Raw genomic sequence first — 13,466 nt, forward strand, 5'->3', positions numbered from 1 at the left:
AGGTCAGCGGTTGTTGCCCCAGAGGGACGTGTCGTCGCTCCTGAGACTGGGGACCCCGCCGTAGGTCCCGCCGCGGGCTGTCACCAGCGGGGCGGGGAGCTGGTCCTCCAGCACACCCTTGCGGACCTGGACGATCGTGCTGTTGTGGTCGGTCCGGCCCGGCTTGAACGTCTTGCCTTCGATCGCCGCCTTCACATAGGACAGGGCGTACTTCGCATAGAGGTCGGCGGGCTGGGAGACCGTCGCGTCGATCTCGCCCCGGGCGATGCTCTCGAGCTCCCTGGGGGTGCCGTCGTTGGAGACCACGAACACGTGCTTGTCGTCCTTCGGGCCGACCAGCAGACCCTGCTGCCGGAGCACCTGGAGGGTGCCCGAGAGCTCGGAGCTGGCCTCCATGTAGACGCCCTTGATGTCCGGGTGAGCGGTGAGATCCGTCTGCAGCTTCCGGGCAGCGATCGCCCCGTCCCAGTCGGTCGCCTCGCCGAAGACCTGGATCTTGGGGTAGTTCTCCTTCATGCACCCGTTGAACCCCTCGGTGCGGTCCCGGGCATTGATCGAGGCGAGGTCGCCTTCGAGCATGACGACCTTGCCCTCGCCGCCGAGCTCGGTGCCGAGGAACCGGCAGGCCTTCTCGCCGTACGCGCGGTTGTCGGCACGGACGATCATGTAGACGTGGCCGGTGTCGGGGCGGGTGTCCAGGGTGACCACGGGGATCTGCTGGGCGGACAGCTGCCGCAGGACGGGCCCGATCGCGCCGGTGCTCTGCGGAGCCATCGCCACGCCCTTCACCCCGTGGATGATGAGCGTCTGTACGTTGGCGGCGAGATTGCCGACGTCGTTCTGCGAGTCGGTCGTCTCCAGCCTCAGACCGAGCTCCTTGGCGAACCGAGGGGTGTACTTGATGTACGAGGTCCAGAAGTCGGTGTCGGAGCGGGGATAGTCGACGCCCACCAGCGGGGCACCGTGCGCGCCGCCCCCCGGTTCGGCACCGGAGCCGCCGCAGGCGCTGAGCGCGGCGACGGCGAGGACGGTGACGGTGCCGAGGCCGGGATGTCTGAGGCAGCGGGTCTTCACGGCGGGCTCTCCTTGCGGACGGTTCCATGCCGGAGATCAGGCCCGGGGGCGGACCGGTAGCCCGTGCATGCCGCCGTCGGCGGCGAGATCGGTACCTGTGGCGGCACCGGAGAGCGGCTTCGCGAGGTACGCGAGCTGGTGTGGTTTCCGCTGCTCATCAGGCCTCCTCGCCCCCACTGTAGACGTCACGCCCACCCGGCCGGCGGTGCGCGGCGGGCGCACCGCGCACCCGTGATCCGTGGATGAGGTGGCCTCCCGGGCTCGGCGGTTTACTCCGGGCCGTGCCCTGCGCTGCCGTGCGGGTTCCCGCAGTCGTCTCCGGGAGGTGTGGAGACCGGTGGGGCGGCGGGCCCGGAGCCGGACGGGGGCTCGGTCCCGGTGGGGCTGGGCGTGGTCGGTGACGGGTCCTGGGCGGGCGGTGTGACGGGGGGCGTGCTGGTGCCGTCGGAGGGGGCTGCCGGGGTTGCGGGGGAGTCGTCGGTGGGGCCCGACGGGGTTGCGGGGGAGTCGTCGGTGGGGCCCGACGAGGTTTCGGGACTCTCCTCGCTGGGAGGCGCCGGGGTTTCGGGAGCTTCCTCGGCCGGAGGCGCCGGATTTTCCGGAGACTCCGGGGCGGGAGGTGCCGGCGTCTCCGGGGGCTGTTCGGTCGGAGCCGGGGGTTCCGGGTACGGGTCGGTGGGGGAGGGCGGAGTCTTCGGGCCTTCGTCCGGACCGCCCGTCTTCGGGGGAGCCGGTTCCGTGCCCTTCGGAGCGGGCTTGGTCGGCTTCTTCGGTGTGGGCTTGGTCGGCTTCTTGGGAGTGGGTTCGGTCGGCTTCTTCGGTGTGGGCTTGGTCGTCGGCGGTGTGTCGTCCTTCCTGCCCCCGGCCGTGTTCCCGCTCGGAGCCGGGGCGGGCCCGTCGGCATGATGGGGCTTCGGTACGGCCGGTGCGGCGTTCCCGGCCGGGCGCACCCGTTCGCTGCCCTGAACGCCGGCCGGGCGAGCCGACGTACCGCCCTTCTTCGGTGCCTCGCTCCGCGCGCCCGTCGACGACGGCCCCTCCGGCGTCCCGGCCACCGGGACCTGAGCCGCGGGTGCGTCGGCCACCGGAGTGCGCTGGGCCGGGAGCCGACCTGCGTCGCCCGGGCCGAGGACGAGCAGGAGCGCGGCGGCGCCCGCCACGACCGCTCCGGCAGCCGCCGCCACCTGCGTCTTCGAACCGCCGACCGCCCCTTGGCGCACTCCGTGCAGCAGCCCGCCGTGCCCGCCGGCCGCGGTCGCCGCACCGGCCGATCCGGCGGTCAGGGCGAGCAGGAACTTGCCCGCACCGCCCACCGCGAACACGAGAAGCGCCGGTCCGACGAGCGCGGGCAGCCGGTCGTTGGCGCTCATCAGGGCGGCCAGCCGCGTCCGGCAGTCGTCGCAGGCGTCCACATGCCCGAGCAGCCGTTCGGACTGCTTGGACGTCGCCGCACCCCGCACGTACGCGGGCATCCGCGCCCAGTACACCTGGCATGCGGGGTCGTCGGGCGCACCGGTCTGCGTCCGCAGGAACGCCTGCCGCATACCCTCGCGGGCCCGGTGCAACAGCACCGCCGTGGCACCCTCCTTGGTCCCGAGCTGCGGACCGATCGCGGCCAGCGGCTGTCCCTCCGCCTCGGCCAGCCACAGCGCCTTCACCCACCGCTCGGGCAACTGCCCCAGCACCCGTACCACCAGGTCGACGGAGGACACCCGCTCGGCGGGGTCGTCCGTGTGCGGGTGACCGTCCGTCTCGACCCGCTCCTCGCCGTGCGGGTCCCGCGGCGTCTCGCGGACCGCGCTCCCGGCGGCGATCGCGAGGTGCCGCACCGTGGTCATCAGATACGCCGGCACATTGTCGATCTCGTGCCCCGCGGCCAGCCGCCGCCACACCCGGAAGTGCGCCTCTGCGACGAGGTCTTCGGCGGTCCAGGCGTTCCGGGTGAGCGAGCGGGCGTATGCGACGAGTCGCGGCTGCTGTTCCTCGTAGATCCGGGCATACGCGGCCGTGGCGGCGTGGGACGCGGAAGCCGGTGCGGACACTGCAGTGGAACCGTCGGACATGGCGGAACGCTCCAGTTGCCAACTACTGAGGGTGGGGGAGGTTTTGTAAGCCTAGATGGCAAAAGTTTCAATCAAAGTTGCGATGTATCGCCGATGTGGCGCACGTCACGTGAGTTGTTTTCTGTCACGGCGTAATGTCCGCGCCCCGAAGGGGCTCCCAAGAGGTGCACAGGCCCAACGGGCCGCCGCGGAACCCGACATGCAGCGAAATGCTCTACATGCCTGAAAAGGGAGCCCCCTCGTGTACATAGCCCTGGAGCAGCCCACCGGCGCCCACCTGCTCACCCCCGACCAGGAGGAGCTGGCGGTGCCCGTCACCCTCCGATATCTCTCCGACGACCCGCTGGCGGTCCATTTCGTCTTCCCGGCCTGGATCTCGCTCGACAAGGAGGAGGTGACCTGGACGTTCGCCCGCAGCCTTCTTGAGGAGGGTCTGGGTGGTCCTGCGGGTCTCGGCACGGTACGACTGAGCCCGCACGGCCCGGCCCACACCGTCGTGGAACTCCACGCCCCGCAGGGCATTGCGGCGGTCCGCTTCGAGACCAGTGCCCTGCACCGCTTCCTGCTCCGCTCCTACACGGTCACCGAGCCGGGCGGCGAACCCCTGGAACCGGCCCTCGACCGGGGGCTCGCCTCTCTGTTCGGCGCCGTGTGAGGCTGGGGACCACGGTTTCGCCTGCTCATGCTCTGCGGGGCGTTTCTCGGGCTGCTGATCGGGGCGTACACGGCCTGACGTAGGCTGGGCAGGTCTGTCCACAACCCTTGACGAAAGGGACGCCCCGGTGACCGAGAAGGCCGACCTTCAGTCCGTCCTCGACCGTGCCGCGGCCGGTGGTCGGATCACCCCCGAAGAGGCACTCGACCTCTACCGCGACGCCCCGCTGCATGCGCTGGGCGCCGCCGCCGACGCCGTACGCCGCCGTAAGTACGCCGGCACCGAGCACATCGCGACGTACATCATCGAGCGCAACATCAACTACACGAACGTGTGTGTCACGGCGTGCAAGTTCTGTGCCTTCTACGCCGCCCCCAAGGACACGGCGAAGGGCTGGACGCGGGATCTGGACGACATCCTGCGGCGCTGCGCGGAGACCGTCGAGCTCGGCGGCACCCAGATCATGTTCCAGGGCGGGCACCACCCGGACTACGGCGTCGAGTACTACGAGAAGCACTTCGCCGCCATCAAGAAGGAGTTCCCGCAGCTCGTCATCCACAGCCTGGGGGCGAGCGAGGTCGAGCACATGGCCCGGATCTCCGAGGTGAGCGTGGAGGAGGCGATCTCGCGGATCCACACCGCGGGCCTCGACTCCTTCGCGGGCGCCGGTGCCGAGCTGCTCCCCGAGCGGCCGCGCAAGGCCATCGCCCCGCTCAAGGAGTCCGGCGAGCGCTGGCTGGAGATCATGGAGACCGCGCACGGCCTGGGTGTCGAGTCGACGTCCACCATGCTCATGGGCACCGGCGAGACCAACGCCGAGCGCATCGAGCACCTGCGGATGATCCGTGACGTACAGGACCGGACGGGCGGCTTCCGCGCCTTCATCCCGTACACCTACCAGCCCGAGAACAACCATCTGAAGGGCCGCACCCAGGCCACGCTCTTCGAATACCTGCGGATGATCGCTGTCGCGCGGCTGTTCATGGACAACGTCCAGCACATCCAGGGGTCCTGGCTGACCACCGGCAAGGAGGTCGGGCAGCTGTCGCTGCACTACGGCGCCGACGACCTCGGCTCGATCATGCTGGAGGAGAACGTCGTCTCCTCGGCCGGCGCCAAGCACCGCTCCAACCGGCTCGAGATCATCGAACTGATCAGGAAGGCCGGGCGCGTTCCCGCCCAGCGGACCACGACGTACGAGCACATCGTCGTCCACGACGACCCGGCGAACGACCCGGTCGACGAGCGGGTGATGTCGCACATCTCGTCCACGGCGATCGCGGGCGGCACCGCGCATCCCGAGCTGAAGCTGCTGGCTTCCAACTGAGGTACCGGTGCTGACGATCCACGCGGCGGACGAGGTCCGCACCGGCAGGGACGCCGAACCGATCGAGGACGGCGCCGTGGCGGTCGACGGGAACCGGATCGCCGCGGTGGGTCCGCTGGCGGCGGTCCGGGACCGGTTTCCGCAGGCGCGGGTGCGGAATTGGCCGGGCGTCCTGGAGCCCGGGCGCCTCCACGAGGGCCCGCTTCCCGACGCCCCGAGCCCACGCGAACGCATTCACGCCGTGCTGAAGTCGGGTGCCGTGGCGATCCTCGCGCAGTACGCCGACTCACCCGAACTGCGGGCGGCAGCCGACCGCAACGACGTCCTCGTCGTATCCGGTGCGCGGTCTGAGGCGCTGGTCGACTCCGGCCGGGCCGACCTCGCGGTCTTCGACGAAACCGGCGCGTGCATCGCGACGGTCTGCGCGGGGCGCCTCGTCCACAGGCGCCGTTAGCCCCCACCTCCGGCGAGATGGGTCGGCCGGATCCTGATCGCCTTGTTCATCCTGCTGTGCTGCTGGGTGGAGGACGTGGCTGCGAAGAAGAAGCCCAGGCTCCTCCCCTGAGCGGGAGCCGCGGGCCGTGCTGCAAGAATGGCGGCGTGACCCGCGCTTCCCTGAACAAGCAGCCGCACGAAGTCGCCTCGATGTTCGACGACGTGGCGGAACGGTACGACCTGACGAACGACGTGCTGTCGCTCGGCCAGGACCGGGTGTGGCGCAAGGAGGTGGCCCGGGCGGTCGACGCCCGGCCCGCGCAGAAGATCCTGGACCTGGCCGCCGGCACGGCCACGTCCTCGTTGCCCTTCGCCCGCACGGGCGCGTACGTCGTCCCCTGCGACTTCTCGCTCGGCATGCTCCAGGTCGGCAAGAAGAAGCACTCCTGGCTGCCGCTGACCGCGGGCGACGCGACGAAGCTGCCGTTCAAGGACGACACCTTCGACGCCGTCACGATCTCCTTCGGACTGCGCAACGTGCAGGACTTCGACGCCGCCCTGCGCGAGATGTACCGGGTGACCAGGCCCGGCGGCCGCGTGGTGATCTGCGAGTTCTCGCACCCGACCTGGGCGCCCTTCCGCACGGTCTACACCGAGTACCTGATGCGCGCCCTGCCGCCGGTGGCCCGCGCGGTCTCCTCGAACCCGGACGCCTATGTCTACCTCGCCGAGTCCATCCGTGCCTGGCCCGACCAGCCCGCGCTGGCCGAGCACCTGCAGAAGGCCGGCTGGTCGAAGGTGGCGTGGCGGAACCTGACGGGCGGGGTCGTGGCCCTGCACCGCGGTTTCAAGGGCTGACGCTCAGGCGGAGCTGACGATGTACGGGTCGCCCGGCTCGTCCAGTTCGCGCTGCAGCCCGCCGGTCGGAGGCCGGGGGATGCGCGGCTCGCGCACACCTCCGCCGCCCTCTCCCTCGCCGAAGTCGAACCACACGTAGATCACGGAGTCCCGCGGCACCTCCGCATTGGGCTGCGGGTACTGCCGTACGACGTACTCGACCACGGTCCGGTGGAAGTCGGGGCGGTCCGGCGCATTCAGGAAGAGGCCGGTCGCCTCCGCCGTCCTGCGCGCGTCCATGGCCATCAGTCCGACCAGCCGTGGCACGCGTACCTCGGGTGTTTTGGGTGTTATTCGCACAGATGTCACCCCCAGCGGTACTGGAAGGGTAACCGCACGGGGGCGTCGACCGGAAGCGCCAAGTGTCTTTCTGTAGCAGTCGATTACCGAGTGTGACTGCTTTGGAGCTGGAGCCGGAAGCAGAGGGCGTCCTCCTGGAGCAGGGGGTGCAGGAAGGTCTCCGCCAGCTCCATGCCCAGCCGCCGGGTGACGGCGATGGAGCGCTCGTTCCCGGGCCTGACCATCGCCACCACGCTCGGCACTCCCGCCGCCCTGAGCCGTTCCAGCGTCATCTGCGCGGCCGCGGTGGCGTACCCCTTGCCCCAGAAGTCCCGCCCGAGCCGCCAGCCGATCTCGATCTCGCCCGTGGGGCCCCACTCCCGCGGCCACGGCTGGGCGCCCGTGAAGCCCATGACCTGCCCCAACTCGTCGACCATGGTCCACAGACAGAAGCCGAGCTCCGCGTCATGTCTGCGCTGCCGGGCGGTGAGCTCCTCGTAGACGGACAGGTCGGCGGATTTCCCGCCGTGGAACTCCATGACGTCCGGGTCGTCGAAGACCCGGTGCCAGGCGACCGCGTCCTCGTCGGTGGGGACGCGCAGCCGTACTACGGGGAGAGCTCGGTTCACGAGGGCAGCCCTTCAGCCTGGTGATCAATTCTGCTGAATAGACTGCCTGTGTCCAGTGCCGCTCGGCACAGAGATTTGTCGAACTTGGGGAGATCCCGCCGTGACCGTCGTGACCGAACCCCACTCCGAGCCCCTCTCCGAGAACACCGCCGATGTGATCGTCGTGGGCGCGGGCCCGGCCGGCTCCACGACGGCGTACCACCTCGCCAAGTCCGGCCTCGACGTGCTGCTGCTGGAGAAGACCGAGTTCCCGCGCGAGAAGGTCTGCGGCGACGGCCTGACTCCGCGCGCCGTCAAGCAGCTCGTGGCGATGGGCATCGACGTCTCCGAGGAGGCCGGCTGGCTGCGCAACAAGGGGCTGCGCATCATCGGCGGCGGCGTCCGCCTCCAGTTGGACTGGCCGGATCTCGCCTCCTTCCCGGACTACGGCCTCGTCCGCAAGCGCGACGACTTCGACGAGCAACTCGCCCGCAACGCCCAGAAGGCGGGCGCCCGGCTCTTCGAGCGCTGCAACGTCGGCGCCCCGATCATCGACGATCGCACCGGCCGCATCACCGGCGTGCACGCCAAGCTCGGCGAGGAGAAGCGCGAAGTCACCTTCCACGCCCCGCTCGTGGTCGCCGCCGACGGCAACTCGACGCGCCTGTCGCTGGCGATGGGCCTGCACCGCCGCGAGGACCGACCGATGGGCGTCGCGGTGCGCACGTACTTCGAGTCGCCCCGCCACGAGGACGACTACCTGGAGTCCTGGCTGGAGCTCTGGGACCGCCGGGGCCCCCAGGACCGCCTGCTCCCCGGCTACGGCTGGATCTTCGGCATGGGCGACGGCACCTCCAACGTCGGCCTGGGCGTCCTGAACACCTCCGACTCCTTCAAGGAACTCGACTGGCGCGAGGTCCTCAAGGCCTGGTGCGCCTCCATGCCGGAGGACTGGGGCTACACCCCGGACAACATGACCGGGCCGATCCGCGGAGCCGCGCTCCCGATGGCCTTCAACCGCCAGCCCCACTACACCAAGGGCCTCCTCCTGGTCGGCGACGCCGGCGGCCTGGTGAACCCCTTCAACGGCGAGGGCATCGCCTACGCCATGGAGTCCGGCCAGATCGCCGCCGACGTCATCGTCCAGGCCCACGCCCGTCCGACGCCCGCGAGCCGCGAACTCGCCCTGCAGCGCTACCCGCGCGTCCTCAAGGACACCTACGGCGGCTACTACACGCTGGGCCGCGCCTTCGTGAAGCTCATCGGCAACCCGAAGGTCATGAAGATCGCGGCCCAGCGCGGTCTGACCCACCCCATGCTGATGAAGTTCACCCTGAAGCTGCTGGCGAACCTGACGGACCCGACCGGCGGCGACGCGATGGACCGCATCATCAACGGGCTGAGCAGGGTGGCCCCGAAGGCGTGACCGAGCAGGTCCGGCGAAGTCCACGGCCGCGATGAGGGTCCCCCGCTCGAGCGGAGTTCGAGAGTGGGGGAGCGACCGGCCACGCCGATGCCGCAGACGAGCGACCCCCACATCGCAGCACGTCCCGCGGAGCGCTCAGCTCCTGAGAGCCTCCACGTTGGCGGCCCGGCGCGCGAACACCTCGTCGCGCCGGTCCGCCACCTGCCTGAGCGCGTCCTTCCGCTCCCGCTTGGAGAGGCGGTCCAGGTAGACCTGGCCGTTGCAGTGGTCGGTCTCGTGCGCCAGGCAGCGCGCGAAGTACCCCGTGCCCTCGATCGTGAGGGGCTCGCCGTCCTTGTCGAACCCGCGCACCATTGCCCGGTCCGGACGCGGTACGTCCATCACGGCGCCCGGCACCGAAAGACACCCCTCTGCCTCGTCGAGCAGCCGGCGCCCGGCCGGGGCGAGGGTGTCGAGCACCGGGTTGACGACGTGCCCGACGTGCCGGACGCCTTCGTCGTCCGGGCAGTCGTACACGAACAGCCGCAGGTCCACGCCGACCTGGTTCGCCGCGAGCCCGGCCCCTTCGGCGACGTACATCGTCAGGAACATGTCGTCGATGAGCGCGGCGAGATCGGGCCCGAACTCGGTCACGTCCCGGCACGGCCGGTGCAGCACCTCCTCCCCGACCTCCGTCACGCGCCGCACCCTCCCGCGCCGGGCCTCGGGCGCGAGCGGCGGATACGAGTCGACGGGCCTGCCTTGCACGAACACACATGGCATGTCTGTGCCTCCTTGTGGTTGTGAGGATGCTGTGGGTGGCGGGAGAACCGGGTTACTACATGCAGAGTCCCTCCCTACCCTCCGTTGTTCATGACAACAGAGCACGCGCGGCAGTCGCAGGAGAACACCGGCCACACCCGCAGACGCTTCCTCGCCGGCGCCGGGGGAGCGGCCGGCGCCCTCGCCTTATGGCCCGCCGGACGCGCGCACGCGGCCGCCGCGGGCAAGCGTGTCGCGGTCCTCGGCGGCGGAGTCTCCGGCCTCAGCGCCGCCCACGAACTCGCCGAACGCGGCTACGCCGTCACCGTCTACGAGTACTACGACGTCCTCGGCGGCAAGGCCCGCTCCATACCCGTCCCGGGCACGGGGACCGGCGGCCGGGCGCCGCTCCCCGGCGAGCACGGCTTCCGCTTCTTCCCGGGCTTCTACCGGAACCTGCCGGACACGATGCGCCGCATCCCCTTCCCCGGCAACGCGAACGGCGTCCACGGCAATCTGCGCAACGCCACCGAGGAACTGTTCGCCCGCAGCTCGGGCCGCCCGGACCTGCACTTCCCCCTGCGCCGCGTCACCACGCCACCCGCCCCCGGCGACATCACCCCGTCCTGGATCCGCGACCAGATCCTCTCCGCCCTGGACCTGGGCACCCGCCTGCCCGCCCACGAGGCCGCCTACTTCGCCGACCGGCTCCTCGTCCACCTCACCAGCTGCGACGCCCGCCGCGAGGACCAGTGGGAGAAGACCGCCTGGTGGGACTTCATCCGCGCCGAGGAGATGAGCGAGGAGTACCGCACCCTCCTCGGCATCGGCCAGACCCGCAACCTCGTCGCCACGCGCGCGGAAGTGGCGTCCACCCGCACCGTCGGCCGGGTCATCATCGAGGCCCTGATCCTGTGGGGCCTGCTCGGCCGCGGCCTGGACGGCGACGCCGACATCGACCGCGTCCTCGACGCCCCCACCAGCGAGGCCTGGATCGATCCCTGGGAGACCCACCTCCGCTCCCAGGGCGTCGAGTTCGTGCTCGGAACACAGGTCAGGGAGGTCGTGTACGAGGGCGGCCGCGTGACCGGCGTACGTGTCGCCGCCCGTGACGGCAGCCGGGAGCGCACCGTCACCGCCGACCACTACGTCTGCGCCATGCCCGTCGAGCACGCCCGCGGGACGTGGGGCAGGGCGCTGCGGGCGGCGGACCCGCAGCTGGCGCGCTGCGACGCGCTGCAGACGGACTGGATGACCGGCGTGATGTTCTATCTGCGCACGCCCACACCCGTCGTGCACGGCCACATCAACTGCCTCGACTCACCCTGGTCGGTGACGGGCATCGGGCAGGCGCAGTTCTGGGACGTAAGGGACTTCTCGCGTGACTACGGCGACGGACAGGCCCACGACTGCCTGTCCGCGATCATCTCCGAGTGGGACAAGCCGGGCATCCTGTATGGCAAGACGGCCAGGGAGTGCACGAAGGACGAGATCGTCGCCGAGCTGTGGGCCCAGCTGAAGGACGGTGTCAACGACTCGGGCAAGACGCCCCTCAGGGACGAGGACCGCCTCGGCTGGTTCATGGACCCGGCGGTGACCGGTCTCGGCGGCCCGAACCCGCAGAACCGCGAACAGCTCCTCATCCACCCGACGGGAACGCTCTACAACCGTCCTTCGGCCCGCACGAAGGTGCCGAACTTCTTCCTCGCCGGCGACTACGTCCACACCGATGTCGACCTGGCGACGATGGAGGGCGCCAACGAGTCCGCGCGACGGGCCGTCAACGCCCTCCTGGACGCGGACAATTCGGACGCCGAGCCGTGTGAGATCTGGGAGCTGTACCGGCCGCCCGAGCTGGAGCCCCTGAAGCGGGCCGACGAACTGCGCTACAAGCTCGGCCTGCCCAACACCTTCGACCTGGGATAGACCCGCCCGGCATTCGACCCGGCGGCATGGACGGAGGGGCCGCTGCCCCCGAGCGGCTGCGGCCCTTCCGTGCGTCCGTGCAACACGTGTTGTGCTGCGGGGTGTCAGAGCACCCGCACCGCGCCGGTCGGCGGGTCGTAGGAGAGCGGCCTCTCGACCACACCGGTGGACGGGTTCTGCGCACCGACGAACATGCCGTCGCCGACGTACACCGCCACGTGGTACGCGCTGCCCGCACTGCCCCAGTACAGGATGTCGCCCGGCTGCAGGTCGCTCAGCGAGACCGGGGTGCCGGCGGTCGACTGGTCCTGCGAGACCCGCGGCAGGCTGATGCCGATCTGCTTGAAGGCGGTCTGCACCAGACCCGAGCAGTCGTAAGCGGATGAACCGGTCGCACCGGACACATACGCCTTACCGACCTGAGCCTTGACGAAGTCGACGATCGCGGCGGCCGAACCGGTGGCCGTGGACGTCGAAGTGCTCGTCGTGATGGCGGCCAGGGTGGTCCGCTGCGTGCTGCGGGAAGCGGCCTGCTCGGCGGCGGCCTTCCGGGCGGCCTCGGCCTTCTGCTTGGCCTCGGCCTTCTTCTTCGCCTCTGCGAGGTCCGCCTTGGCCTGCTTCGCGGCCTTTGCGGCGGCCGCGTCACGCTCGGCCTGCAGCTCGTAGTTCGCGGCTGCCTGCTGCGTGGCGTCCGCGGACTGGGCGACCTGAGTGGCCAGATCGGCCGTCAGGGTGGGCAGTTGCAGGGTCTGCGTGGTCTCGGCGGCGCTCGCCGAGGCCGACGCGCCCGCGGCAGCCATGCTGAGGACGCCACCGGCAACTCCGGCGCGCACCGCGAGACTCGTGGTCGCGCTGCGGCGGGGCTTCCGGTGGCTGCGTATGTGAGCGGTGTGGGACATGAGAACAACGGGTATCAGGGGCTCCTCCATACCTTCAAGAAACGTGTGGTGCGCCACAGTTGTTCAACCGGCGGCCCGAATTCCGGGCGGCTCGCTCTTTATTGACGCCGTAACGGACATTGCGGACGCGGCCCATCAGGCCTGTGATCACGGCGTTTCATGATTACGCCCGAATTGCCCCGCGCTTACCACTGGTTGAGGCAGGTGGCCAAGCCCCGTTCCCGGGCGCCTTTCGGGGTGTGGCGGAGGTCACGCAACGGTCACAGCAATGTGCGCGTCTCGCGTGAAGATCACGGCCCGGTTGCGCTCGCGTCACGGCCGGGTCCCGCTCGTGAATGCGTGCACGCGTCCACACCGGACCGCACACCCCCCCTGATGTGTGAACGCGTCGCCCTATCAGGACATCTCGTCCAGCACCAATTTGCATGCAAGGGAAGTCTCTTGATATTGAGACGCCCCTCCCGAGCTGCGCCGACGAGCGAAAATGTCACCTCTGGTGATCACTTGGACGCTTCGCGTACGAAGATCACCGCTCATCCGACTTCATGATCCTTCATCAGGTGGTGGAGATCACAAAGCTTGTGTAATACCCCGTGTCGCAGATCACAGAGCGGCGGGCATAAGATGCGAGGCAGTTGGGCTTGTGACCTGCTTCACATGTTCTCGATCTTCGCCGGGACGGGCGGGGTTGGAGAGGCGTATGAGGTTGGTGTGAGTCCGATGCCATCGCCAGCAGTCAGTGCCGACTGAGAGGAGCGAGGAGCGGTGAACGCATATGCGCCCATCCTCGTACTGGGAGCCCTCGGGGCAGGCTTTGCGATCTTCTCCGTGGTCATGGCCACGCTGATCGGTCCGAAGCGGTACAACCGGGCCAAGCTCGAGGCCTACGAGTGCGGGATCGAGCCGACCCCCACGCCGGCCGGCGGCGGGCGCTTCCCCATCAAGTACTACCTGACGGCGATGCTCTTCATCGTCTTCGACATCGAGATCGTCTTCCTCTACCCCTGGGCCGTCACCTTCGACGCCCTGGGGATTTTCGGGCTCGTGGAGATGCTGCTCTTCGTGCTCACCGTCTTCGTCGCGTACGCGTACGTATGGCGGCGCGGCGGCCTGGAATGGGACTGAGGGGCCTTTAA

13 protein-coding genes are annotated in these 13,466 nt (G+C 69.8%); 7 read left to right on the plus strand and 6 right to left on the minus strand.

Annotated elements, in window-relative coordinates; all coding sequences use genetic code 11:
• Positions 1-3: 3 nt before the first annotated feature.
• Both AB0N07_RS09970 and AB0N07_RS09975 read right to left on the minus strand, forming a co-directional pair.
• Positions 4-1,074: a sugar ABC transporter substrate-binding protein gene (locus AB0N07_RS09970; protein ID WP_365833738.1), complete on the minus strand. Its 1,071-nt coding sequence runs from the start codon at positions 1,072-1,074 to the stop codon at positions 4-6.
• A 269-nt stretch (positions 1,075-1,343) separates the two neighbouring features.
• Positions 1,344-3,137 carry a sigma-70 family RNA polymerase sigma factor gene (locus AB0N07_RS09975; protein WP_365833739.1) on the minus strand — a complete coding sequence of 598 codons (1,794 nt, stop codon included), beginning with the start codon at positions 3,135-3,137 and terminating at the stop codon, positions 1,344-1,346.
• A gap of 241 nt (positions 3,138-3,378) precedes the next feature.
• On the opposite strand from AB0N07_RS09975, the gene AB0N07_RS09980 reads away from it, so the two are divergent.
• The 4 genes from AB0N07_RS09980 (at position 3,379) to AB0N07_RS09995 (ending at position 6,412) form a co-directional block, all read left to right on the plus strand.
• Positions 3,379-3,792 carry an SsgA family sporulation/cell division regulator gene (locus AB0N07_RS09980; protein WP_365833740.1) on the plus strand — a complete coding sequence of 138 codons (414 nt, stop codon included), beginning with the start codon at positions 3,379-3,381 and terminating at the stop codon, positions 3,790-3,792.
• Positions 3,793-3,919: 127 nt separating this feature from the next.
• Positions 3,920-5,119 carry a cyclic dehypoxanthinyl futalosine synthase gene (mqnC, locus tag AB0N07_RS09985; protein WP_365833741.1) on the plus strand — a complete coding sequence of 400 codons (1,200 nt, stop codon included), beginning with the start codon at positions 3,920-3,922 and terminating at the stop codon, positions 5,117-5,119.
• A gap of 7 nt (positions 5,120-5,126) precedes the next feature.
• On the plus strand, positions 5,127-5,573 hold the full coding sequence (locus AB0N07_RS09990) for a hypothetical protein (protein WP_365833742.1): 447 nt from the start codon (positions 5,127-5,129) through the stop codon (positions 5,571-5,573).
• A gap of 146 nt (positions 5,574-5,719) precedes the next feature.
• Positions 5,720-6,412: a demethylmenaquinone methyltransferase gene (locus tag AB0N07_RS09995; protein WP_365833743.1), complete on the plus strand. Its 693-nt coding sequence runs from the start codon at positions 5,720-5,722 to the stop codon at positions 6,410-6,412.
• Positions 6,413-6,415: 3 nt separating this feature from the next.
• On the opposite strand, the gene AB0N07_RS10000 is transcribed toward AB0N07_RS09995, so the two are convergent.
• Positions 6,416-6,718 carry a PASTA domain-containing protein gene (locus tag AB0N07_RS10000; RefSeq protein ID WP_365833744.1) on the minus strand — a complete coding sequence of 101 codons (303 nt, stop codon included), beginning with the start codon at positions 6,716-6,718 and terminating at the stop codon, positions 6,416-6,418.
• A gap of 116 nt (positions 6,719-6,834) precedes the next feature.
• The gene (locus AB0N07_RS10005; RefSeq protein ID WP_365833745.1) at positions 6,835-7,359 is read right to left on the minus strand and encodes a GNAT family N-acetyltransferase; all 525 of its coding nucleotides are present in this window, start codon (positions 7,357-7,359) and stop codon (positions 6,835-6,837) included.
• Positions 7,360-7,468: 109 nt separating this feature from the next.
• Between AB0N07_RS10005 and AB0N07_RS10010 the strand changes: the two genes are divergently transcribed.
• The gene (locus AB0N07_RS10010) at positions 7,469-8,764 is read left to right on the plus strand and encodes a geranylgeranyl reductase family protein (RefSeq protein WP_365833786.1); all 1,296 of its coding nucleotides are present in this window, start codon (positions 7,469-7,471) and stop codon (positions 8,762-8,764) included.
• A gap of 135 nt (positions 8,765-8,899) precedes the next feature.
• On the opposite strand, the gene def is transcribed toward AB0N07_RS10010, so the two are convergent.
• Complete coding sequence (gene def, locus AB0N07_RS10015) at positions 8,900-9,526, minus strand: peptide deformylase (protein ID WP_365833747.1); 627 nt, start codon at positions 9,524-9,526, stop codon at positions 8,900-8,902.
• Positions 9,527-9,616: 90 nt separating this feature from the next.
• On the opposite strand from def, the gene AB0N07_RS10020 reads away from it, so the two are divergent.
• Positions 9,617-11,431 carry an FAD-dependent oxidoreductase gene (locus AB0N07_RS10020; RefSeq protein WP_365833748.1) on the plus strand — a complete coding sequence of 605 codons (1,815 nt, stop codon included), beginning with the start codon at positions 9,617-9,619 and terminating at the stop codon, positions 11,429-11,431.
• 104 nt (positions 11,432-11,535) lie between these two features.
• On the opposite strand, the gene AB0N07_RS10025 is transcribed toward AB0N07_RS10020, so the two are convergent.
• Entirely contained in the window at positions 11,536-12,330 is a 795-nt protein-coding gene (locus AB0N07_RS10025) for a C40 family peptidase (RefSeq protein WP_365833749.1), read from the minus strand.
• Between the two features lie 765 nt (positions 12,331-13,095).
• Between AB0N07_RS10025 and AB0N07_RS10030 the strand changes: the two genes are divergently transcribed.
• Positions 13,096-13,455 carry an NADH-quinone oxidoreductase subunit A gene (locus tag AB0N07_RS10030; RefSeq protein ID WP_003992243.1) on the plus strand — a complete coding sequence of 120 codons (360 nt, stop codon included), beginning with the start codon at positions 13,096-13,098 and terminating at the stop codon, positions 13,453-13,455.
• The last annotated feature ends 11 nt before the right edge of the window (positions 13,456-13,466 follow it).

Origin of the sequence: Streptomyces sp. NPDC051172, from assembly GCF_040682555.1 — a bacterium.
Taxonomy (GTDB): Bacteria; Actinomycetota; Actinomycetes; order Streptomycetales; family Streptomycetaceae; genus Streptomyces.